Source organism: Nocardiopsis coralliicola, assembly GCF_054779695.1.
Genome location: NZ_BAAGXT010000062.1, coordinates 1 through 22,937 on the forward strand (window position 1 = coordinate 1; position 22,937 = coordinate 22,937).

General features: G+C 75.1%; 17 protein-coding genes. 7 read left to right on the plus strand and 10 right to left on the minus strand.

What is annotated here, in order from left to right; genetic code table 11:
* Both ACYVGT_RS26120 and ACYVGT_RS26125 read right to left on the minus strand, forming a co-directional pair.
* Positions 1–1,237, minus strand: a 1,237-nt coding sequence (locus ACYVGT_RS26120) for a sensor histidine kinase (RefSeq protein ID WP_460863068.1), incomplete at its 3' end; no start/stop codon positions are given.
* Between the two features lie 836 nt (positions 1,238–2,073).
* Positions 2,074–2,697, minus strand: coding sequence for a TetR/AcrR family transcriptional regulator C-terminal domain-containing protein (locus ACYVGT_RS26125; RefSeq protein ID WP_460863069.1), 624 nt, complete (start codon positions 2,695–2,697; stop codon positions 2,074–2,076).
* Between the two features lie 167 nt (positions 2,698–2,864).
* Here ACYVGT_RS26125 and ACYVGT_RS26130 point away from each other — a divergent pair, with 167 nt between their 5' ends.
* The gene (locus ACYVGT_RS26130) at positions 2,865–4,040 is read left to right on the plus strand and encodes an acyl-CoA dehydrogenase family protein (protein WP_460863070.1); all 1,176 of its coding nucleotides are present in this window, start codon (positions 2,865–2,867) and stop codon (positions 4,038–4,040) included.
* 58 nt (positions 4,041–4,098) lie between these two features.
* On the opposite strand, the gene ACYVGT_RS26135 is transcribed toward ACYVGT_RS26130, so the two are convergent.
* Together ACYVGT_RS26135 and manA are read right to left on the minus strand one after the other, a co-directional pair.
* Positions 4,099–4,473 (minus strand): FKBP-type peptidyl-prolyl cis-trans isomerase, encoded by a 375-nt coding sequence (locus ACYVGT_RS26135; RefSeq protein ID WP_460863071.1) that lies wholly within the window; start codon positions 4,471–4,473, stop codon positions 4,099–4,101.
* 244 nt (positions 4,474–4,717) lie between these two features.
* Entirely contained in the window at positions 4,718–5,896 is a 1,179-nt protein-coding gene (gene manA, locus ACYVGT_RS26140) for a mannose-6-phosphate isomerase, class I (RefSeq protein WP_460863072.1), read from the minus strand.
* A 291-nt stretch (positions 5,897–6,187) separates the two neighbouring features.
* Between manA and ACYVGT_RS26145 the strand changes: the two genes are divergently transcribed.
* Complete coding sequence (locus tag ACYVGT_RS26145) at positions 6,188–9,268, plus strand: alpha-mannosidase (RefSeq protein ID WP_460863073.1); 3,081 nt, start codon at positions 6,188–6,190, stop codon at positions 9,266–9,268.
* A gap of 1,198 nt (positions 9,269–10,466) precedes the next feature.
* Complete coding sequence (locus ACYVGT_RS26150) at positions 10,467–11,846, plus strand: GntP family permease (RefSeq protein ID WP_460863074.1); 1,380 nt, start codon at positions 10,467–10,469, stop codon at positions 11,844–11,846.
* A gap of 53 nt (positions 11,847–11,899) precedes the next feature.
* Here the strand turns inward: ACYVGT_RS26150 and ACYVGT_RS26155 are convergent, their stop codons facing one another.
* The gene (locus tag ACYVGT_RS26155; protein WP_460863075.1) at positions 11,900–12,610 is read right to left on the minus strand and encodes a FadR/GntR family transcriptional regulator; all 711 of its coding nucleotides are present in this window, start codon (positions 12,608–12,610) and stop codon (positions 11,900–11,902) included.
* A gap of 167 nt (positions 12,611–12,777) precedes the next feature.
* On the opposite strand from ACYVGT_RS26155, the gene ACYVGT_RS26160 reads away from it, so the two are divergent.
* The gene (locus ACYVGT_RS26160; RefSeq protein ID WP_460863076.1) at positions 12,778–13,302 is read left to right on the plus strand and encodes a gluconokinase; all 525 of its coding nucleotides are present in this window, start codon (positions 12,778–12,780) and stop codon (positions 13,300–13,302) included.
* A gap of 50 nt (positions 13,303–13,352) precedes the next feature.
* On the opposite strand, the gene ACYVGT_RS26165 is transcribed toward ACYVGT_RS26160, so the two are convergent.
* From ACYVGT_RS26165 to ACYVGT_RS26180, 4 genes are all read right to left on the minus strand, one after another.
* Positions 13,353–14,108: an IclR family transcriptional regulator gene (locus tag ACYVGT_RS26165; RefSeq protein ID WP_460863077.1), complete on the minus strand. Its 756-nt coding sequence runs from the start codon at positions 14,106–14,108 to the stop codon at positions 13,353–13,355.
* A gap of 772 nt (positions 14,109–14,880) precedes the next feature.
* Positions 14,881–15,414 carry an Lrp/AsnC family transcriptional regulator gene (locus tag ACYVGT_RS26170; protein WP_460863078.1) on the minus strand — a complete coding sequence of 178 codons (534 nt, stop codon included), beginning with the start codon at positions 15,412–15,414 and terminating at the stop codon, positions 14,881–14,883.
* 92 nt (positions 15,415–15,506) lie between these two features.
* Positions 15,507–16,964 carry an NAD(P)/FAD-dependent oxidoreductase gene (locus ACYVGT_RS26175; protein WP_460863079.1) on the minus strand — a complete coding sequence of 486 codons (1,458 nt, stop codon included), beginning with the start codon at positions 16,962–16,964 and terminating at the stop codon, positions 15,507–15,509.
* A gap of 114 nt (positions 16,965–17,078) precedes the next feature.
* A complete protein-coding gene (locus ACYVGT_RS26180) occupies positions 17,079–18,527 on the minus strand; it encodes an aldehyde dehydrogenase family protein (protein ID WP_460863080.1) in 1,449 nt (482 codons plus the stop codon).
* Between the two features lie 231 nt (positions 18,528–18,758).
* Between ACYVGT_RS26180 and ACYVGT_RS26185 the strand changes: the two genes are divergently transcribed.
* The gene (locus ACYVGT_RS26185; RefSeq protein WP_460863081.1) at positions 18,759–19,385 is read left to right on the plus strand and encodes a suppressor of fused domain protein; all 627 of its coding nucleotides are present in this window, start codon (positions 18,759–18,761) and stop codon (positions 19,383–19,385) included.
* Between the two features lie 61 nt (positions 19,386–19,446).
* Here ACYVGT_RS26185 and ACYVGT_RS26190 read toward each other — a convergent pair whose 3' ends face one another.
* On the minus strand, positions 19,447–20,460 hold the full coding sequence (locus tag ACYVGT_RS26190; protein WP_460863082.1) for a CPBP family glutamic-type intramembrane protease: 1,014 nt from the start codon (positions 20,458–20,460) through the stop codon (positions 19,447–19,449).
* Positions 20,461–20,729: 269 nt separating this feature from the next.
* Between ACYVGT_RS26190 and ACYVGT_RS26195 the strand changes: the two genes are divergently transcribed.
* Both ACYVGT_RS26195 and ACYVGT_RS26200 read left to right on the plus strand, forming a co-directional pair.
* On the plus strand, positions 20,730–22,121 hold the full coding sequence (locus ACYVGT_RS26195) for a sensor histidine kinase (protein ID WP_460863083.1): 1,392 nt from the start codon (positions 20,730–20,732) through the stop codon (positions 22,119–22,121).
* 56 nt (positions 22,122–22,177) lie between these two features.
* Positions 22,178–22,879: a LuxR C-terminal-related transcriptional regulator gene (locus ACYVGT_RS26200; RefSeq protein WP_460863088.1), complete on the plus strand. Its 702-nt coding sequence runs from the start codon at positions 22,178–22,180 to the stop codon at positions 22,877–22,879.
* The last annotated feature ends 58 nt before the right edge of the window (positions 22,880–22,937 follow it).

A 22,937-nucleotide genomic window follows, 5' to 3' on the forward strand; every position in this document is an offset into this window, starting at 1 on the left:
CGGTGCCGGGCTGGCCGGCGAGCGGCGCACGGCCGCCGTCCGGCCGGCCGCCGCGCGGGGGCGCGATGTCGTCGCCGCCGGAGCGGGCGTTGCTCGGCGGCGCCGTGCGGATGAGGCCGCGGCCCTGGTCGGGCCGGGGCCCGCGGTCGCTGAGCAGCTCCTTGGGGACAACCGCGTAGGCGCTGACACCGCGGAAGGCGCGCGCTTCGAGCTGCACGGTCAGGCCGTGCCGATCGGCGATCACGCTGGCGACGTAGAGGCCCATGTGGCGCAGCGAGCGCTGGTCCATCCGCGGCGGGCCGGCGAGGCGGGAGTTGAGGTCCTCGATCTCCTCGCGCGGGATCCCGATGCCCTCGTCCTCGACGATGTAGAGCAGGCCGCCGTCGGCCGTGGGCTGGGCGCTGATGACCACCTGGGCGTGCTCCGGGGAGTGCTCGGTGGCGTTGTCCAGCAGCTCGGCCAGGAGGTGGCTGACGTCGTCGGCGACGGTGCCGAGCACGTAGCCGTTGGGCAGCCGGCCGACCTGGATGCGCGCGTAGTCCTTGATCTCCGAGATCGCGGCGCGGGCGACGTCGAGGACCGGGACCGGCTCCTCGTCGGGGTCGACCGGGCTCTGCCCGGTGAGCACGAGCAGGTTCTCGCTGTGCCGCCGCATCCGGGTGGCGAGGTTGTCGATCTCGAAGAGGCGGTCGAGCAGCGCGGGGTCGTCGGCGCCGTCCTCCATGTCCTCGACGGTGGCGAGCAGCGCGTCGACCAGGTTGAGGTCGCGCATGGCCATGCCCGCGACGACGTCGCCCAGCAGGACGGGCTGCTCCTTGCGGGGCTCCGCGCGGTGCAGCCCCTGCTGCTGGGCCGGGGCGGCGAGCGCGATGCCGCCGCGCTGCTGCGGCTGGTGCCCCGGGGCGGGCGGCGCCGAGGCCGGGGCGTGCGCCGGCGGCGGCTGCGGGCGTGCATAGCCGTAGGCGGCCGGGGCCTCAGGTGCGGGCTGCTGCGCGCCCGGATGTGCCGCGCCCTGCTGCTGCGGAGCGGGCTCCACGCCCGGCTGCGGGGCCGCTCCGGGCTGCGTGCCGGGGCGGCCCGCTGGGCCCTGCGCGGCGGGGCCGGGCCCGGCCGCGGGCGCCGGCGGGGCCGCGGCGGGATCGTAGGAGGCGGGGTACTCGGGGCGGCCGAAGCCCATCCGGGACATCATCCGGCGGAACCGGCCCGGCTGGCGGCGTTCGTTCTCGTTCGTCATCATGTGCGCTAACGGGTTTCCATCGCGTCCTGGCGGTGGCGGCGCCTCTGCCACAGCACGTCTCCTCGCTCCGGTGGTGCGGACGGCGACCGGTCCCGGTTCCGCTCGGCCCCGGGCACTGCGGCCGGGCCTGCGGAGCGCTGACCGGGGGTTCCGGCGTCGGGCTCGTCCTGCTTCGGGGGGTGGCCCGGGGGCCGGGCTGCACCGCTGCGCTCCTCGGGGAACGCCTTCGTGGAATGCGCCTCCATTCTTTACGACCCGCTCCTGAACACGCGCCCGGAGCACCGGATCGCCGACTGAGCCCGAAATCCGTCCGGAACGCGCTACCGCTGCTGCCGCACCGCGCCGCATTCCCGACCGGAACCGCAATTGCCGCACCGCACCGCGTTGCCTGCACGGGGCTTCCCGAACTGCACGGGCAAAGTCTCTGTTTCGGCCCGATCGTGGGTGTCCGGCCGATTTACTGGGTCACGTTAGCAAGCCGACACGCCCGCGTCAGGCAAACGGAAGAATTCACCGGAATCGGCGAAACCGCAGGCCACAGCCGCCCAAACAGCCCGTTGCGCAGGACCTCCGCCCCGTTCGGCGGCGAACCCGGAAGTGGGCGGCGCCGACCCTGGGTCCCGAATCAGTCGAGCCCATCGCCGTAAATCGGACGGGACCAAGGTCCCGAAGAACACATCTCCCGGCAACCCGCGCAATTCCACCGGGCGGCGCTCCGGGGCGAGAGGCTACCGGTGGGATCAGGGGGACGGAAGGGATCAATCAGGAAGGGCCGAAAAGGGGAAAGCGCGGAGTGGCCCCGGAAAGGGGAACGGGCCCCGGAATTCCGCGGCCGGTCATTCCTCTGCGGTGAGCGGCTCCAGGCCGGCGATGAGGGCGTCCAGCGCGAGCTCGAAGCTGTCGGTGTCGATCGCGGCGGCGTGCCCGGCGAGCCGGTGCGCGTCGGGGAGGTTGGGGTAGCGGTCGGCGTAGACCTGCGCGTCGTCGGAGAATCCTCGGGCGAACGAGGACAGCGCCGCCCCGACGACGAGGTACTTCGCTGCGGCGCCGATCATGGTGGCCTGCCGCGGCGGCCAGCCGGCTCCGACGAGCGCGCCGTGCACCGCATCGGCGCGGCGCAGCGCCGCGTCCCGCCGGCCGGGGCCGACGGCCACCACCGGCACCAGGTTGGGGTGGGCCGCCAGGGCCGCCCGGTAGGAGCGGGCCCAGGCCGCGAGCCCGATGCGCCAGTCGCTGCCGCTGAACCCGGACACGTCGACCCCGTCCATGATCGTGTTCGCGAGGTCGGCGAGCAGGTCGTCCTTGGTCCGGTAGTGGGTGTAGAGCGACGCCGCCTGCACGTCGAGCCGCTGCGCCAGCCGGCGCATGGACAGCGCCTCCAGCCCGTCGGCGTCCACCAGCGCCAGCGCGGCGGCGCGGATGCGCTCCCGCCCGAGCAGCGGCGTCCTGGGTCGCGCCACGCCGTCCCCCCCTTGCCCTCGTTCCGCCCGCCGATCCAACTATGCCCGGCCCCTTGCGGCGCCCCGCCCACCGGCCTAGTCTGCCGGCTAACCGAACATCGTTAGGTTAATTCGGCGGCGCCCGCTGGCATCAGCGGCGCCCCGACCGGCGGAACGGAGCGCAAGGCATGGTGGACTTCGCCCTCAGCGACGAACAGAGGGGCGTCCGCGACTGGGTGCGCACCTTCGTGGAGCGCGAGCTCATCCCCCTGGAGAACGGTGTCCTGCGCCGCGAGCGCGAGGGCGCGCCGCCCGGCCTGACCGCCGAGGAGGTCCGCGGCCTGCGCGCCAAGGCCCGCGCCTCCGGCTTCTGGGGGGTGCAGACCCCGGTGGAGTACGGCGGGATGGGGCTCGACGCGGTCACCGCCGCGGTCATCGAGGCCGAGCTGGGCCGGACCTTCCTCACCTTCAAGTTCGGCGGCGAGGCGGACAACATCCTGTTCCACGCCGACGCCGAGCAGCGCGAGGAGTACCTGCTGCCGACGATCGAGGGCACCCGGAGGTCCTGCTTCGCCATCACCGAGCCGGGCGCGGGCTCCGACGCCAAGAACATCCGCGCCCGCGCCGTGCGCGACGGCGACTCCTGGGTGATCACCGGGGAGAAGACGTTCATCACCGGCGGGCACGAGGCCGACTTCGCGCTGGTGTTCGCGGTGACCGACCCGGAGAAGGGGGCAAACGGCGGGGTCACCTGCTTCATCGCCGACCGCGCAGCCGGCTGGACCTCGGAGCCGATCGACACCATGGGCGAGCGCCGGCCCGCCTCCCTCGTCTTCGACGGCGTGCGGGTTCCGCACTCGGCGGTCCTGGGCGGGGAGGGCCAGGGGTTCGCGCTGGCGATGCAGTGGATCGGCAAGGGCCGCTACCTGCTGCCGGCCCGCGCCATCGGTGCCTGCGAGCGGCTGCTCGCGATGGCGGTGCGCTACGCCAACGAGCGGGAGACGTTCGGCGCCCCGATCGCCGACCGGCAGGCCATCCAGTGGATGATCGCCGACTCGGAGGTGGAGACCGAGGCGCTGCGGCTGCTGGTGCTGCGCGCGGCGTGGCAGGTCGACCGCGGCGCGGACTCGCGCCACCACCAGTCGATGGCGAAGCTGTACGGCGGGCAGAAGGCCAACGAAATCGTGGACCGGGTGATGCAGGTGCACGGCGGCATGGGCTACACGCGGGAGCTGCCGATCGAGCGCTGGTACCGGGACCTGCGGCTGCTGCGGATCTACGAGGGCACCGACGAGATCCAGCGCCGGACCATCGCCCGGAACCTGCTCACCGGGCGGGTCAGGGTGGGCGCGTCGATGGACTGAGCCGCACTGCATGCGGCCCGGGAGGGCGCAGGAGGGCTCCCCGGGCCGCGCGGGCGGGTCAGCCGACCTCGACGAGGTCGATGACGAAGATCAGGGTCTCCCCCGGCTTGATGAGCGCTCCGGCACCGCGGTTGCCGTACCCCAGGTGCGGCGGGATGACGAGGCGGCGCCGGCCGCCGACCCGCATGCCCAGCACGCCCTGGTCCCATCCGGCGATGACCTGGCCGATGCCGAGCTGGAAGCGGAGCGGCTCGCCGCGGCCCCAGGAGGAGTCGAACTCCTCGCCGGTGGAGTGGGCCACGCCCACGTAGTGCATCGCGAGGCGCGACTTGTGCCCCGCCTGCGCCCCTTCGCCGATGACGATGTCGGCGACCTCGAGGTCCGCCGGCGGCGGGCCGTCGTAGAAGTCGATCTCAGGACGTTCCAGGGCCATGGTTCTCCCCCGTTGCCGGCCGCGGGCGCGGCCGGGTGCGTGCGGATGTCGGTGCCCCACCGTATCGGCAGCCCATGACCGCGCCGGCCCCGGTGCGCGCCGCCCGGACCGGCAGTCGCGCCGAGGGGCGGAGGCAGGACCGGCGCTGCGGCGGCCCTGGCGGGTCTGGGCCGCGCGCCGGGCGGGTCGGGCCTGCACGGCGGGTCCGGCGGGGCCGGCGCCGGCGCGGTGGCCGCCGCCGTGTTCAGAGGCCGACGGTGGCGGCAACGAGGTGGCCGTCGCCGCCGATCGCGACTTCGCCGCAGCTGGCCGGGATGAACACCGATTCGCCGCGGTTGAGGCGGATGGCGCCGCAGCACTCGGCGGCGAGCTCAGCGGAGCCGTCCAGGCAGAGCACCACGGCGGGCGCGCCGCCGGGAAGCGACGCGGCCAGCCGGCCGGGGCCCAGCTCGCAGAGCGCGAAGTCGTCGACACCGGGGCGGAACTCGCGCCGGCCCTGCACCGGCACGGCGCGGGTATAGGGGATCGGCAGGACGGAGAAGTCGACGACGGCCAGGAGCTCGCCGACGTCGACGTGCTTGGCGGTGAGCCCGGCCCGCAGCACATTGTCGGAGCTGGCCATCACCTCCACCGCGGTGCCGCGCAGGTAGGCGTGCACGTTGCCGGCGGGCAGGAAGAGCGCCTCGCCCGGCTGCAGGGTGACCCGGTTCAGCAGCAGCGCCGCGACCGCACCCGGATCGCCCGGGTAGCGGTGGTAGAGCTCCAGCACGGTGGCGTGGTGGCTGCCGCCGCCGCGTTCGGCCCACTCGCCGATGAAGTCGCCCAGCAGCCGGCCGCGGTCCGCCTGCGCGAGGGTGAGCAGGTGCGTCATAGCCGAGCGGAGCGCGAGGTGCGGATCGGGCGCGGCGAGGTCGGCGCGGATCAGGCGGGCCAGTTCGCAGCGGATGCCGGCGAGGTCGCCCAGGGCGCTGACCGGGTCGCGGAAGCCGCACAGCGCCTCGAACGGGGAGAGCGCCAGCACCAGTTCGGGCTTGTGGAACGGGTCGGGGTAGTTGCGCTCGGGCGCGCCGGCCGGGATACCGGCCTGCTCCTCGGAGCGGTAGCCGGCCCGGGCGCGGGCCGAGTCGGGGTGCGCCTGCAGGGAGAGCGGCGCGTCCGCGGCCAGCACCTTGAGCAGGAACGGCAGGCGCTCGCCGAACCGGTCGACGGTGCCGCGGCCGAGGACGTCCTTGGGGGCGGCGGCGATGAACGCGTCGAAGGTGAGCGGGCCGTCCGCGGTGTCCAGGCCGCTGGGGGCGGCGGGGTGGGCGCCCATCCACAGCTCGGCCTGCGGCCGCCCGTCGGGCTCGACGCCGAGCAGCCGGGGTATCGCCTCGGTCGCCCCCCAGGCGTAGGGGCGTACCTGGTTGATCAGCCTGTGCATCCGCCCTGCTTCTTCCTCGCCGTCGTCGCCGCAGTCGCACGTTCCAGTGTGGTCCGGCCGGCCGCCGCCGTCGGCGGTGCGGGCCCTACTTCCGCGGGTCGTGCCGACCCCACCCGCGGCAGGCGCGCCCGGTCGCCTGAGAGCCCGCAGCACCGAAGTTACCGATTGGTTTACCGGGATCGGGCCGTCCTGTCCAGCGCCGTCGCCGCGATTGGGCGCGGCGCGGAGCGGGCGGGGCCGCGGGCGGGTAGGGGTCCGGGGACGGCGCAGGCGCACACGGCGGGAGTGTCCATGCACGACGATCGCGCACTGATCGAGCAGCGGCTCGACCGGGTCCTGACCGAGCGGGTGCTTCCCGCGGTCCATCCGCGGCGGGTGCCGCTGGAGGTGGCGCGGTGGGACGCGCCCGGCGAGCCGGTCCCGGTCACCGAGGGCCTCGCGGCGCCGTTCCGGCCGGCGTCGGCGGGCGAGGAGTGGGGGCCGCCGTGGGGCACCACCTGGTTCCGGTTCACCGGCGCGGTACCGCCGTCCTGGTCCGGCGAGCGGGTGCAGGCGGCGATCGATCTGGGCTTCGACCCGCTCCGGCCCGGCTTCAGCGCGGAGGGGCTGGTCCTGCGGCCGGACGGCACGGTGGTCAAGGGCCTCAACCCGCGCAGCGCGTGGGCCCCGGTCGCGGAGCGGGCGCACGGCGGCGAGCGGGTCGAACTCTACGTGGAGGCGGCGGCGAACCCGCTGATCCTGGGGCCGGCCGGGTTCGCGCCGACGCCGCTGGGCACGCCGCCCGGCGCCGGCGCGGAGCCGCTGTACCGGCTGGCAGCGGCTGACCTGGTGGTGTTCGACGCCGAGGTGTGGGGCCTGGCCGCCGACCTCGATGTGCTGGGCGGCCTGATGCGGACGCTGCCGGCGGAGTCGTCCCGGAAGTGGGTGCTGCTGCGCGCGATCGGCGACGCCCTGGACGTGCTCGACCCGGGCGACGTGGCCGGCACGGCGTCCGCCGCGCGCGCCCCCCTGGCTGCGGTGCTCGCGGCACCGGCCGAGCCCAGTGCGCACCGGATCTCGGCGGTGGGCCACGCGCACATCGACTCGGCGTGGCTCTGGCCGCTGCGCGAGACGGTGCGCAAGGTGGCCCGCACCGCCGCCAACGTTACGGCGCTGATGGACGAGCATCCCGGGCTGGTGTTCGCGATGTCGCAGGCCCAGCAGCTCGCCTGGCTGCGGGACGGCTACCCGGACGTCTACGCGCGGGTGCGCGAGCGCGCGGCCGAGGGCCGGTTCGTTCCGGTGGGCGGCATGTGGGTCGAGTCGGACACCAACATGCCCGGCGGCGAGGCGCTGGCCCGCCAGTTCCTGCACGGCAAGCGGTTCTTCGCCGAGGAGTTCGGGGTGGACACCCCGGAGGTGTGGCTGCCCGACTCGTTCGGCTACAGCGCGGCGCTGCCGCAGCTGATCCGGCTCTCCGGATCGCGCTGGTTCCTCACCCAGAAGATCTCCTGGAACCAGACGAACGCGTTCCCGCACCACACGTTCCGCTGGGAGGGGATCGACGGGACGCGGATCTTCACCCACTTCCCGCCGGTGGACACCTACAACGCCGAGCTGACCGGCGCGGAGCTGGCGCACGCCGCGGCGAACTACCGGGAGAAGGGGAGGGCGTCGCGGTCGCTGGCGCCGTTCGGCCACGGCGACGGCGGCGGCGGCCCGACCCGGGAGATGCTGGGCCGCGCCGACCGGCTGGCCGACCTGGAGGGGTCGCCGCGGGTCGCGGTGGAGCGGCCGGCCGACTTCTTCGCGGCCGCGGAGGCGGAGTACCCCCAGGCGCCGGTCTGGCTCGGCGAGCTCTACCTGGAGCTGCACCGCGGCACCTACACCAGCCAGGCCCGGACCAAGCAGGGCAACCGGCGCAGCGAGCACCTGCTGCGCGAGGCGGAGCTGTGGGCGGCCACGGCAGCCCTCCGCTCCGGCGGCGCCTACGCCTACCCCTACGCGGAGCTGGACCGCATCTGGAAGCGGGTGCTGCTCTACCAGTTCCACGACATCCTGCCCGGGTCGTCGATCGCGTGGGTGCACCGGGAGGCCGAGCGGGGCTACGCGGAGGCCGCCGAGGAGCTCGAAGGGCTCATCGCGGCCGCGCACGGCGCGCTGGCGGATGCGGACCCGGCGGCCGGGGGCGTGCGCGGCGGAGCCGCGCTGCCGCTGGTGTTCAACGCCTGCCCGCACGAACGGGACGGCGTGCCCGCCCTCGGCGCCGCCCCCCGGCCCGCCGCCGAGGGGGCGCCGGTGCGGGTGGCCGCGGCGGACGGGGGCGGGCACGTGCTCGACAACGGGCTGCTCCGCGTCGAGGTCGATGCCCAGGGCCTGCTCGCGTCGGTGCTGGACCTGGCCACCGGGCGGGAGGCGCTGGCCCCCGGCGGGCGCGGCAACCTGCTGCAGCTGCACCGGGACCTGCCCAACGCCTGGGACGCGTGGGACGTCGACCGCTTCTACCGGAACAGCGCCGAGGACCTCGACGCCGCCGAGGAGGTGGCGGTCTCCGCCGAGGGCCCGGACACCGCGGCGGTGGCGGTCCTGCGCCGCTTCGGCGCGTCGTCGGTGCGCCAGGTGGTGGAGCTCGCCCGGGGCGCGCGCCGGGTGGACCTGCGCGCCGAAGTGGACTGGCACGAGCGGGAGCGGTTCCTCAAGGCGGCGTTCCCGCTGGACGTGCGGGCCGAGGACGCGGCAGCCGAGATCCAGTTCGGGCACGTGCGCCGGCCGGCGCACACCAACACCTCCTGGGACGCGGCCCGGTTCGAGCACTGCGGCCACCGCTGGGTGCGGGTGGCGGAGCCGGGCTACGGGCACGCGCTGGTCAACGATTCGACCTACGGCCTGGACGTGACCCGCGCGGTGCGCGGCGACGGCGGTACGACGACCGCGGTGCGCCTGTCGCTGCTGCGCGCGCCGCGCTTCCCCGATCCGGAGACCGACCAGGGCGCGCACGTGTTCCGGTACGCGCTGGTGCCGGGCGCCGACACGGCCGCGGCGGTGCGCGAGGGCTACCGGATCAACCTGCCGGAGCGGGTGGCGGGCGGCGGCGGTGCGGTGGCGCCGCTGGTCGCGGTCTCGGCTCCGGGTGCGGTGGTGGAGTCGGTGAAGCTCGCCGAGGACCGCTCCGGCGACGTGGTGGTGCGGCTGTACGAGGCGCACGGCGAGCGCACCCGCACCCGGGTGGCGTTCGGCCCGGGGCTGGAGAACGCCGCGGTGCACACCGCCGACCTGCTGGAGCGCCCGCTGGACGATCCGGCCGCCGCCCCCGCCCTGGAGCCGGACGGGGACGGCGCGGCCCTCACCCTCCGCCCGTTCCAGATCGCCACCCTGCGCATCACCCCGCCCTGACGGCCGCACCGCAGGCCGGCCGTGCCGCTCCGGGGGCCTCCTCGGCCCCCGGGGCGCTGCCCGGCCCTCCCCCGGGCAGCTGTCGGGGACGTGCCAGCGGAGCAGGGCCGGGCCAGGGCAGCCGCGGCGGAACGCGCCCGGCTGCCGGGAGCGTGCCGAGGCGGGCCCGGCACGCCCGCTCCTGCACCGCGGCGCCCCAGCGGCCGGCGCAGGCCGGGTGCGGCGCGGCCGTCACCGCGCTCCTGTCCTGGACGCACCGGGTTCTTCCGGCGCGGCCGGACCGGGCCCTGCGGCACGGGGAGGCCGCGGCGGGCCGCCATCTCCGCTGGTCTCCTGGCCGGGGCCGTGCAGGTCCGGAATGGACCGCTCCGGGGCCCGCCGCTCCGTCTGGGCGGCGCCCGCCGGCCCGGGAGCGGGCGGCCGGCGAGCGGCGGGAAGCGCCTGCCCCGGGCCGGGGCCGGGACTGCCCCCGGCCCGCGGAGCGCCGCAGAGCCGTCCGAGCACGCCGAGCCGTCCGGGAGCCGGCGCGGCCGGCGACTGCAGCTCCTCCTCCCCCGCCGCCGCGCAGGCACAGCGCCGCACACGGCGATGCCGCGGTCGGGAGGAGAGGAGGCGGTGCGGGGATTCCAGGCCAGGACAGGCCACCCGGGCGAACGGCACGGCCGCACGGCTCCGGGCCCGACGCGTCCGAAGCCGGCACGGCCGGAGCGCACCGGCGGCGGAGCCGCGTCTCGCCCCCCTTCCCGGCTGCAGAAGGGACCTGCAGCGGTGCGGCGCCCCGTCCGATGGCCCCCTTCCGGCCCGGAGGCCCTCCGTTCGGCGGCCGCGCGCCGGATGGGCCGGCGGCACGGGCGCTCTGCGGTCCAGGACTGCACCGGGCCCGGGCGGCACGGCGGATGCGGCCTGCCGGGTGCGGGGCGGGAGTGGCGGGTGGGGCAGACGGGGTTGGAATGCGGCCGGCGCCGGTTCGATCGGGGGCGGCGCAGCGGGGGCGCCGGAATGTTCGGCGGTGTGAAGGCGTGGGGCCGGGTGCGGAATCACCGCGGGCCGCGGGGATCCGGGTCCGGCGGCGGGTTCACAGGGGTGCACAGGGGCGCGGCGGCCCGACACAGAAGCTCACAATTAGTATTACCATTGCGCAGATGATCCGGCGGGACCTCCGTGTGTCCCGTGCACCCTCGTCCGTCCGGAGGACCCTGTGGATCCCATCGAACCGGTCTACGGGACCGGCCCCCTGCTGCTGATCGCAGCGGGCGCTATCGCGGTCCTGCTGTTCCTGGTGATGAAGGTCCGGCTGCACGCCTTCATCGCCCTCGTCTCGGTCAGCCTGCTGGTGGCGCTGGCCACCGGCATCGGCCCCGGCGACGTCATGGACGTGCTGCTCGACGGCTTCGGCTCGACCCTGGCCAACGTGGCGCTGCTGGTCGGCCTCGGCGTGATGATCGGCCGCCTGCTGGAGGTGACCGGCGGCGCCCGCGTCCTCGCCGAGGCGCTGGTCCGCGCGTTCGGCGAGCAGCGCGCGCCGCTGGCGCTGGGCATCGCCTCGCTGCTCTTCGCGTTCCCGATCTTCTTCGACGCCGGCCTCATCGTCATGCTGCCGGTCGTGTTCAGCGTCGCCCGCCGGGTCGGCGGCTCGGTGCTCTACTACGCACTTCCCGCGGCCGGCGCCTTCGCGGTGATGCACGCCTTCGTGCCGCCGCACCCGGGCCCGGTCACCGCGGCCACCCAGCTCGGCGCACCGATGGGCACGGTCCTGCTGGTCGGCACCGTGCTGGCCATCCCGACCTGGTACATCGGCAGCTACCTGTACTCGCTCTACGCCGGCCGCCGCTTCGACCTGCCGGTTCCGGAGATCCTCACCGAGGGCCTCGGCGACACCCGCGACGACGAGCGCCCGCCGCACCTGCTCACCGTTGTCGGCATCCTGCTGCTGCCGATGCTGCTGGTCCTGCTCAACACCGGCGGCTCCACCCTGGTGGAGACGGGCTACCTGCCCGAGGGCAACGCGGTCGTCGACGCGTTCCTGCTGATCGGCAACGCCCCGGTCGCGCTGCTCATCACCACCCTGGTCGCGCTTGCCGTGCTGGGCTACCGCCGGTTCCGCGGCGACCGGGTCAGCGACCTGGTGGACGGCGCGCTCGGACCGGTCTGCTCGATCATCCTGATCACCGGCGCCGGCGGCATGTTCGGCGGCGTCCTGCAGGCCAGCGGCATCGGCCAGGCGCTCGCCGAGACCCTGGACGGGATCGGCCTGCCGGTCATCGTGGCCGCGTTCGTGATCGCCGCAGCGCTGCGGGTCGCCCAGGGCTCGGCGACGGTCGCACTGACCACCGCAGCGGGCCTCATCGCGCCGGCCGCGGAGGCGGCGAACATGGGCGGCCTGGAGCTGTCCCTGGTCGTGATCGCGATCGCGTGCGGGTCGACCGTGCTCTCGCACGTCAACGACTCGGGCTTCTGGCTGGTCGGGCGCTTCCTCAAGATGGACGTGCCGACCACGCTGCGCACCTGGACGGTCATGGAGACCACCATCGGCCTGACCGGCTTCGCGCTGGCCGCCGGGGTGAGCCTGCTGGTCTAGCGGATCCGCCGCCCCGCCGCCGGGGCCCGTGCCGGCCGCCGCTGCGGCGGTTGTCAGGGGCCCTCGGCGGCGTCCAGCGCACCGACGACCTCGAGCACGATCGAGCGCATGGCCGCCTCGGCCACCTCGGGCAGGCCGCCCGCGATGGCGGAGGCGACGTGCCGGTGCAGGCAGAGCGCCTCGTCGCGCGGGTGGGCCGGCATCAGCTGGTGCTGGGTGCGCCCGGCGAGCACCTCGGCGACGACGCCGGACAGCCCGGCGAACATCTCGTTGCCGGACAGCTCCAGGATGCGGCGGTGGAAGGCGGTGTCGAGCTCCAGGAAGCGCTCCAGCTCGCCGCGGCGCCCGGTGTCGGCCATCAGCTGCTCCAGCTCGACCAGTGCAGTGCGCTCCTGGTCCGTGGCGCGCCGGGCCGCGGCGGCTGCGGCCGGCGGCTCCACCGCCGCCCGCAGCTCGGTGAGGGTCCGCAGCTGCTCCATCCGGCCCGGCCCGGCCAGCCGCCAGCGGATGAGCTGGGGGTCGAAGACGCTCCACTCGCCGTGCGGGCGCACCCGGACGCCGGTACGGGGCCGGCTGACCACCAGCCGCATCGACTCCAGCACGCGGACCGCTTCGCGCGCGACGGTGCGCGATACGCCGAAGTCGCGGACCAGCCGGTCGAGGGTGAACACGTGTCCCGGGCCGTAGACGCCGGCCGCGATCGCCGGTCCCAGCTCCGCGAGGACGCGGTTGTGCAGGGTGCGGTGGTCGGGGTCGGCGGTCATCGGGCTCCTCGGGCTGCGGGCGGCACTGGGGCGCGGCACTGCGGGGCGCTGCGGGGGCGCCGCGCTCCCGGATCGCGGCGGGGGGCCGCCGCGGTCCGCGTCCGCACTATTGGTCACACTATTATCCGGCGCCGGGGCACCGTGCCGCCGACGGGGAAGGACCGTATATGCACTTCGTCTTCATGGGGGTCTCCGGCTCGGGCAAGAGCAGTATCGCCCGGCCGGTCGCCGAACGCCTCGGCTTCGCCTTCGCCGAGGCCGACGAGTTCCATCCGCCGGCCAACATCGCCGCGATGTCGGCCGGCGTTCCGCTGACCGACGAGGACCGGCTGCCGTGGCTGCATGCGCTCGCCGGGTGGATCGCCGACCGGGAGGCGGCCGGCGAGCACAGCGTGATGGCGTGCTCGGCACTGCGCCGCTGCTACCGCGACGTGCTGCGCAGCGGAGCGCCCGACGTGCGCTTCCTGCACCCAGCGGGCCCGCGGGAGCTGATCGGCGAGCGGCTGGCCGGGCGCAGCGGCCACTTCATGCCGGCCGGCCTGCTCGACTCGCAGTACGCGACGCTGGAACCGCTCCAGCCGGACGAGGCGGGCCGCACCCTCGATGTGTCGCGCCCGGTGGAGGAGCTCATCGAGGAGGCCGCCGGCCTGGTGCGCGCCGCGCTCGCCGGCGAAGGCGGCGCCCGGTCCTGAAACCGGGAACCGTCCCGGGGCCGCAGCCCCGGGCGGCCCGGCGGCGGGCGTCAGTTCTGGCGCTGGTCCATGTGGCCCATGCGGGTGGAGATCTCCATGCCGGCCTCGGCGACGGCCTCGCCGAGGCCGTCGAGCTTCTCCTCCTCCATCCGGTAGGAGGGGCCGGAGGCGCTGATCGCCGCGATGACCTCGCCGGTGAGGCCGCGGATGGGGGCGGCGACCGCGTTGAGCCCGATCTCGAGCTCCTCGACCGCGGTCGCGAAGCCGCGCTCCAGGATCCCGTCGCACTCGGCGCGCAGGGCCGCGGGGTCGGTGATGGTGGCGGGGGTGACCCGGTCGAGGTCGCCTTCGAGGATGCGGCGCTGCTTCTCGCCGCGCATGTGGGCCAGCAGGACCTTGCCGCTGGACGTGGAGTGGAGGGGGTTCTGCCGGCCGATCCAGTTCTGGCTCACTACCGCCGAGGAGCCGCGCACCTGGTCGATGTTGACGACCATGTCGCCGCTGGGTATGGCGATGTTGACCGTTTCGCCGAGTTCGGCGGCGAGGTCCTCGCAGACACGGCGGCTCTGCTGCGTGAGGTCGAGGCCGGCGGCCATGGTGCCGGCCAGGCGGATCACGCCGAATCCGAGCCGGTATTTTCCGCGCAGCCCGGGCTGCTCGACTAATCCGCGCCGCTCAAGGGCGCCGACCAGCCGGAACGCCGTGGACTTGTGCACCCCCAGCTCGGCCGCGATCTCGGTGACACCGGCCTCCCGGTGCTGGGCGAGGATTTCGAGCACGGTGATCGCGCGGTCCACTGACTGCACCGGGACGGCGTCTTTGCCGCTGCTCTCTGCCGTACTGCCGGAGGCCGCAGTACCGCCTCCCGCTCCTGCCCTCCCGGTCCGCACCGGTCCTGCATCGCCCGACCCCCGCCCAAACCGGTCCGTTTCCGTCGTTTCCCGACTTTTCTCTGCACGGTGGTCGTAGGAAGCCATGCCCTCCACGATAACGCCGTGTGCTGGGGCTTCCCGGGGCAGGAGCGAGCTGCCCGCCGTCCCCGCTGGTCACACCGGGCGCAATCGGCCGGCGCGGGCGTCCGGGACGGCGGCTGCGGCGCATCTGCCCGTTCTGCGGACGATGGCGGCCCTGTGCCCCCTTGCGCGGCGGGATGCGCGCGGCCCCGACTCCGCCCGCCGCCGGGGCTCCGGGCGGCAGCGCGGAACCGTGCGGCGTCAGCCCGCGGAGGGGGAGAGGAATCCGGCCAGCGCCGGCACCGGGACGGCGGCCGCTGCGACGGCTCCCGACTGCGGCCGGCGGTGCCGGAACCAGCCGGCCGAACCCGCGAGGAGCACCGCGGCGGCCCCACCCGGCCGGACATAGGCCGGAATGGCGGACCAGCCGGCGTCCCTGGCCGCCTGGCACTCCTCGACGGCCGGGCCGGAGATGCGCCGAGGCAGGCGGTGGGCTCGAGCTGCAGCCACCGGACAGCGCGGGGACAGGTGCGCTGGCGAGCGCGGCGAGGGAGGCGCAGCTGAGCAGGGCGAGGTTGGCGCCGCGGTTCGGGCGGGCCTGCGGGGCGGTCGGCGCAGGGGGCTGTTAGCTGCGCGGCGGGGGCGGCTCGACGCGGCCGACGCCCCAGCCGTAGGCGAGCTTGTGCACGCCGAGGACGAAGAACGACTCGGTGGCGGCGACGCCGTCCACCCGCTGGATGCACTCGTTGAGCAGGTCGGTGACGTGTGCGGTGTCCCGGCAGATCACCTCCGCCATCACGTCGAACCGGCCGGAGGTCTGGATGACATAGGAGGTCTCCGGCAGCGCGGCGAGCGCGGCGCACACCTCCGGCGCCCGCCCGGCCTGGACGCGCATGCCGATCATCGCGAGGCGGTCGAAGCCGATGGTGAGCGGGTCGGCGATCCCGACGATCTGCAGGATGCCGGCTTCTTCCAGCCGCTGCACGCGGTAGCGCACCGAGGAGGCGGGCAGGCCGAGGTCCTCGGCGATGCGGCTGTAGGCGCGGCGGCCGTCGGCCTGCAGAATCGCGATGATGCGGCGGTCAAGGTCGTCCAGTCGGGGCGCCGGAGGCACTGCGCCGTCCTGGGGCGCGGCGCCGCCGCTCGCGTCGGAGGCCATCGTCGCGCTCTCTTCCTCGGGTGCGGGTGCGGGGGTCGCCGGGGTGCCGGAAGCGGCCGGCGGGCGGTCAGGCGATCCGGCGCGGACTCCGGTCAGGAGTCGAATCCTAGTCCCAGCCGGTCCATCGCCTTCAGCCAGAGGTTGCGCCGCCCGGTGGCGTCCTCGCGCGCCATCGACCACCGGGTCGCCTCGACGCCGATCCAGCGCACCGGCTCCGGCGGGAACGGCACCGGCGCACGCCGCATCATGGCGAGCTCGGTGCGCTCGGTGCGGCGCCCTTCCAACCGGTCGAGCAGCGTCAGCGCGGCGAACCGGGTGGCACCGACGCCGAGCCCGGTGAAACCGAGCGCGTAGGCGACCCGGCCGCCGGCGGCCGACCCGGTGAACATGGTGAAGCGGGTCGAGGAGTCGATGACACCGCCCCACGCGTGGCTGAACCCGGCACCGGACAGCGCGGGGAACGCCTCGGCGAACTGGGCGGCGAGCCGGCGGAACGTCTCCGGGCGGCGGGTGAGCGCTTCGGAGACCGGGCTGCCGTAGTGGTAGACCGCGTCGTAGCCGCCGAACAGGATCCGGTCGTCGGCGGTCTTGCGGATGTAGTGGAACTGGTTGCCCGCGGTGGTCAGCCCGTGGTCGCCGGTCCAGCCGACGGCCGCGAGCTGCTCGCCGCCCAGCGGTTCGGTGGTGATCGCGTAGTCGTAGACCGGGACGGTGCTCAGCCGCAGCCGGCGCAGCAGCGGCCGGAAGGCGTTGGTGGCGAGGGCGGCGCGCTTGGCGCGGACGTCGCCGTAGGGCGTGGCCAGGCGGACCCGGCTCCCCGCCTCGCCGCGGGTGGTGAGGCCGAGCACGGGGGTCTGCTCGTAGATGCGCACGCCGAGGCGGAGGCACGCCTCGCGCAGCCCGAGGACGAGCCGGGCCGGATCGACGAGCGCGTAGTGCGGCAGGTACAGGCCCAGCGTGTACTTCGGCGAGTCGACGTAGGCGGCGAGCTCGGCGCCCTTGAGCAGAACGGCCTCTTCCCCGTGGGCGCGCTCCTGCCTGGCGGCGGCACGCAGCCACTCCTCCTCCCACGGGGTCGAGGCGACCGACACCTTCCCCGGCATGCGGAAGCCGGCGTCGATGCCGTGCTCGTCCAGTTCGCGGCCGATGCCGGCGAGGTTGCGGGCGCCGAGCCGCTGGAGGGCGGCGATCTCCCGCGGCCAGCGGTCGGCGCCGTTGGCCAGGCCGTGGGTGAGGCTCGGCGACACGAAGCCGCCGTTGCGCCCGCTGGCGGCGCCGCCGCAGGAGTCCTGTTCCAGGAGCACCACGTCGAGGCCGGGGTGGCGCAGCCTGGCGTGCAGGGCCGTCCACAGGCCGGTGTAGCCGCCGCCGACGATGGCGAGGCCTGCTGCGGTGTCCTCGGTCAGCGCGGGGCGCGGCTCGGGCGCCGGGACGGCGTCGGTCCAGTAGGGCCGCGGTGCGGCGCCGATCCCGGTGAGGCCGTAGGGGTCGCGCTCCCCGGGCGGGCCCTGCCTTCCGGTGCCCGCCCGGCGGTCCGCTTCCGTTGTCATCTCCCGTGCGCCTTTCTGCTGCGGCGGTTCTGCGGCGCGCTGCCCGCGCCCGGCGTCTGCGTTGGCGACCCTACGGCCGCGGCCCCGTTCCCGGCGCGCTGCGGCGGGACCGGGTCAGCCGAGGTGGACCACGCCCGTGCGCAGATCGGTCATGTCGTGCAGGGTGTACATTCCGCCGATCCGGCCCCAGCCGGTGCCGCGGCCGCCGGCCCCGCCGAAGGGCATGTTCACGTCCCAGAAGCCGGTGGAGTCGTTGACCACGACCTGGCCGACCTTCATCTCCTCGACGAAGCGGTACGCCTTGCCCATGTTCTGCGTGAACACGGCGCCCTGCAGGCCGAGCGGGTCGTCGTTGGCGATGCGCAGGATCTCGTCGTCGTCGGCGCCGGTGATGATCGGCACGACCGGGCCGAAGGACTCCTCACGGGAGAGCAGGCTGTCCTCCGGGACGCCGTCGACGACGGTGAACTCGTAGTAGAGGCCGGTGGGCCGGTCCTCGGCGCGCTTGCCGCCGAGCAGGACGCCGGCGCCGCGCTCGCGGGCGTCGGCCAGGTGCCGGTCCATCTTCTGGGCGACGGCCTCGTTGTTGAGCGGGCCGAGGGTGGTCTCGGCGTCGAAGGGGTCGCCGAGGCGGACATCGCGCTCCGCCGCCTTGAGCACCTCGGCGACGAATGCGTCGTGGACCTTCTCGTGCACGATGACGCGCTCGGTGGCGCAGCAGACCTGGCCGGCGCAGTAGTAGGCGCCGAAGACGGCGGCCCGCGCGGCCGCGGCGAGGTCGGCGTCTTCCAGGACGACCACCGGGCCGTTGCCGGAGCACTCCATGATGGAGCGCTTGAGGCCGGCTGCGGCCTGGATCTTCGCACCGGTGGCCGAGGAGCCGATGAAGCCGATGGCGTGCGTGCCCGGGTGGCGCACGAGCGCGTCTCCGGTCTCGGCCTCTCCCGGGAGGATGTTGACGAGCCCTTCGGGGACGCCGGCGGCGGCGAACGCCTCCATGGCGGCGAGCACGGTGAGCGAGGTGTGCGCTGGCGGCTTGACGACGACGGCGTTGCCGGTGGCCAGGCCCGGTGCAGTGAACTCGGTGAGCATCAGCAGCGGGAAGTTCCACGGCGTGATGACGGCCCAGGTGCCGACGGCCTCGCGGAACGTCCACATCCGCTTCTTGGGATCGGTGGAGGGCAGCGTCTCGCCGTAGAGCCGGACCGCGTCCTCGGCGTGCAGGTGGAACAGCTGCGCGGCCTCTTCGATGTCGGCGACCGACTCGGACAGCGGCTTGCCCTGCTCCAGGCTCTGCAGGCGGGCCAGCTCGTGCAGGCGGGCGGAGATCTCGTCGCCGATGCGGTGGCACAGGGCGGCGCGCTCGAAGACGTTGGTGCGGCCCCACGCCTGCTGCGCCGTGTTGGCGGCGGCGACCGCGGCGTCGATGTCGGCCTGCACCGGCACGGGCACGGTTCCGACGTGCTCGCCGGTGGCGGGGCTGTCGACGGCGAAGGTCTCGCTGCCGGCACCGTCGGTGTAGGCGCCGTCGATCCAGAGCTGCTGGCGGATGGGCGTGGTCATGGGGGTACCTCTCTGGTCCGTGGTCCGAGGTGCCGCCATCATCAGATGAACAATGAGACGAAGTCAATACTCATACATCAGCAAGATCACATCAATTCCACTGTTGATTGAGCAATCGCACTCGGATCTCTCGGCGGGGCGGGCGATCCCGCTCCGGCGGCGTCCCGGGCGGCGGCGGGCGCCTCCTATCCTCGGAGGCGGACACCCCTCTCGACCTGGAGCTGCGAGGACATGCTGGAGATCCTGCCGGGCCTCACCCGGATCTACGAGGCGTGGGCGGAGCGCCACCCGGACGTCCAGCCGCTGACGGTGCAGTTCGCGCCGCAGGCCGCGGACCGGGACGGGGACGGCGCGCAGCCGGAGGGCCTGCACGGCGTCCTGGCCTACCCGCTGGAGGGCCACTGGCTGCTGGTCTCCTTCGGCCTGACCGAGCTGGGCGAGAAGACCAGCGGGGAGAAGCGGGTGTCCGGCGCCGGCTTCGAGTTCACCTGCCGCATCCCGCGCGCCGGCGGCGACGAGGAGGTGCCGGCTTGGATCCTCCGCGTCCTGCACGCGCTGGCCGAGGGCTACATCGCGGGGGCCGACCTGGACGTGGGCCACTGGATCACGACTCCGTCCCCGCTCGGCGGCGAGCCGGCTAACGGCGCGATGACGTCTCTGGTCATCGTCCCCGACGTGGACCTGCAGGTGATCGACACCGCCAACGGCGTCGCCTGCTTCTTCCAGCTCGTCGGCCTCTTCGCCGGCGAAGCCGCGCAGATCGAGTCCGCCGGCACGGCTACGCCGCACGTCTCGCTGCTGCGCTCGCGCGACCCCCGGCTGCTCACCGACCCCTCCCGCGAGCCCGCCCTGCTCTGAGGGCCTGCGGCAGCGCAGCGGGGCCGGCCCTTCCGAGCCGGCCCCGCTGCTGCGCTCCGGCTCAGGCCGCCCGCCGGTCGGCCGCACGCAGCCGGAGCCAGGCGAGGACGGTGAGCACCGCGAGCGCGGCGGTTGCGGGCAGCCCTTCGAAGAGGCCGGCGAAGCCGGCACCGCCCGCGGCGTGCGAGGGGGCGTCGATGGCGACGACGACCAGGCCGAAGGCCGACTCCGTCGCGGGCCACGCGCTCCCCGCCCCGCCGGCCGCGACCGTGAGCAGGAACCCGGGCAGGATCAGCGCCGCCGCGTGGAAGCCGATGGCGGCCCACAGGTTTCCGGCGCACAGGGTGACCAGGGCCGCGAAGACGCCCCAGATGAAGATGTTCAGCATCAGGATCCAGTGCGGCTCGTGCGGCGTGCTCTCCGGCAGCAGCAGGCTCCCGATGAAGAAGAAGTGGAACAGGGAGAAGAAGGCCGACGACAGGAGCACGCCGGCCGTCCGCCCCCAGCGCACGCCGACGGCCTGCAGCATCCAGCCGCGGAACAGCTGCTCTTCGATGCCGATCATCACCACGCGCATCGCCAGGACCAGCAGGCCGACCAGGAGGGTGCCGACCGCGCCGCCCTCGCCGAAGTCCAGCACCCGGTCGATGCGCGCCGACCCCGCGGCGAGCGCGGCGCCGATCCAGCCGCAGATGAAGGCGAGCGCCCACCCGGTGCCGGCGGCCAGTCCGCCCGGTGCGCGCCGCCACGGAGCCAGTCCGGTGGAGCCGAAGGGACGCCGCTCGAACCAGCGCAGCCAGGCCCAGAGCACGAGGTAGGGGAACGCGAACTGGACCGGCACCAGCAGGGTGCTCAGGACGATCTGCACCCCCTGGGGTGCGTCGTCGGGCAGGTGGCGCTCCATCAGCGGCGCGAGGAGCAGCACCGCCGGAGCGAGTCCGATGAGGTAGAAGAGCTGGGTCAGCGGGATCGTGGCGAGCGGGTGGGTGCGGCGCGCACCGGAGGCGCCGGCGGCGAGGAACCCTGCCGCCGGCCCCCCGCTCTGCCGCACATGCGCGGGAGATTCGGTAGCCATGGCCGGCGACGCTACGGAGGGCGCCCGGCGCCGCGCATCGCACGCAGGGCACATGGCCCGCATGGAGAGGTCCCGGTGCAGACCGCCCGGCGCGGCCGATGCCCACCGGGCGCGGACCGCCTCGGCCGGCGCGCACGCCGGCGCCTGCTCCCACGACACCGCGCTGGCCTCCTCCCCCGCTGCCGGGTGGCGTGCGTGCGGCTATGCCGGACGTCATGGGTGCCCTGCGGCCGATGGATGCCGCGCCGGTGCGGTGTTAGCTTCGGGCCATGCCCGAGTACGCAGCCGCGCCGCCACCGGGCGCCGCCCCCGGGGCCGCGGACGACGGCGAGTCGGCCCTCGGCCGCTGGGTGGCGCTCGGCCCCTCCGGCCGCGCGCCCCGCGCCGTGGCGCTGCTCTTCTGGGGCGCCTTCCTCGGCCACCTGGGCGCCGTGCTCCTGGTGGCCGCGGCATCGGCCGGTGTCGGCGACCCTGCCGCGGCGCCCGGCGCCCCGCCGGGCCTGCTGGCCGCCGTGCACGTCGCCGCTCTCGCCGGCGCCGGCCTGCTCTGGCCGCTGCTGCGCTGGGGTCCGGACGCCGCCGGCCGGCTCCGCCCGCTCGCGGTGTGGGCCGGGTTCCTCGCGGCGACGCTCACCGTCACGGCAACCTCCGGCGGGCCGCCGGTGTTCGTGATGCTGAGCCTCGCCCTGGGAAACGCCGTCGTCGTCCTCGGCCTGCGGCGGGCCGTCGCGGTCGCCGCCGCCGTCGTGGCCGTGCCCGCCGCCCTGTTCCCGCTGTCCGGCGGCTCGCTCGCCCGCGGTCTCGTCGAGTCTTTCGCTCTGCTGGGGACGGTGCTCGCCGTGCTGCTGCTGTTCGCGGGCCTGCTGGTGGCCCGCGACCGCGCCGAACGGAACCGGGCGCTGCTGGTCGAGCTCGGGCAGGCGCACCGCGCCCTGGAGCAGGCCCACGCCGAGCTGCGGTGCTCCGCCGACCGGGTGCGCGACCTCGCCGTCGCCGAGGAGCGCGCGCGGATGGCCCGCGAGATGCACGACTCCATCGGCCACCACCTCACCGTGATCACCATGGGCCTCGCCAACGCCGAGCGCTTCCGCACCGCGCGACCCGACGCCGCCTGGGACGAGGTCGCCGACGCGAAGCGGCTCACCGCCGACGCCCTCGCCGACACGCGCCGCTGGGTCCGCGCGCTCCGTCCGCTCTCCCTAGAGGGGCGCGCCGGGCCGGAGGCGGTCCGGGCGCTGGCCGCGGCGTTCGACACGCCCGGCGGTACGCCCCGGGTGCGGGTGGCCTGCTCCGGCGCGTGGCCGGCCCCGGACGAGGAGGCGGAGCTGGCCTGCTACCGCCTCGTCCAGGAGGGGCTCACCAACGCCGTGCGGCACTCCGCGGCGGAGCGGATCGACGTGCGCCTGGTGTGCGCGCCGGCCGAGATCGAGGTCAGCGTGGTCGACGACGGGCGCGGCGCGGACGGTGCCGCCGCCGGATTCGGCCTGGGCGGCCTGCGCGAGCGGGTCGCCGCGCTCGGCGGGGCGCTGCACAGCGGGACCCGCAGCGGCGGCGGTTTCGCGCTGCGCGCCGTCCTGCCCCTCCGGCCCGCGGGGGCGCCCCGGCCGGCGAAGCCCTCCTCGCGGCACCCCGCCGGTGCAGGTGCGGGAGCAGCCCGGTGAACGCGCACGGAGCGCACCGGCCGGTCCGCGTCGTCATCGTCGACGACCAGGTGCTGATGCGCCAGGGGCTCCGCAAGCTGCTGGAGATCGAAGCCGAGGTGGAGGTGGTGGGCGACGCCGCCGACGGCGCCGCGGCGCTCGCCCTGGTGGAGCGGCTCGGCACAGCCGAAGCCGCCGCTCCCCCGCCGGAGGACGGAGCCGGCGGTCCGGGCACCGGAACCGGCGCTGATGTGGCACTGGTCGACCTGCGCATGCCCGGCATGGGCGGGATCGAACTGATCGAACGGCTGCAGGCGGCCTACCCCGGACTCCCCGCCCTGGTGCTCACCACCTTCGACGACGACGCCGACATCTTCGGCGGGCTCCGCGCCGGCGCAAAGGGCTACCTGCTGAAAGACACCCCGCCCGAGGAGCTCGTGGCGGCGATCCTGCGCGCGGCCCGCGGCGAGACCGTGCTCGGCACGGCTGCAGCGGCCCGCCTCGTCGCACACGTGGCCGCGCAGGACACGGCCGCTCCGCCCGCGCCGGAGGTGGCCGGACTCGGCCCCGGAGCCCCGTCCGGCCTGGACGCGCTGTCGGAGCGGGAGCGCGACGTGGCCCTCCTCGTCGCCGAGGGGGCCGCCAACCGCCAGATCGCCCGCCGCCTGTTCATCACCGAGGGGACGGTAAAGAACCACATCAGCAGCATCCTGCGGAAGCTGGCCCTGCGGGACCGCACCCAGATCGCGGTGCACGTGGCACGGCTGCGCGGCGGCTGACCCGGAGCAGCAGACCGGGGCCCCGCACGCGTGCGGGGCCCCGGCGGACGGTGCTGCG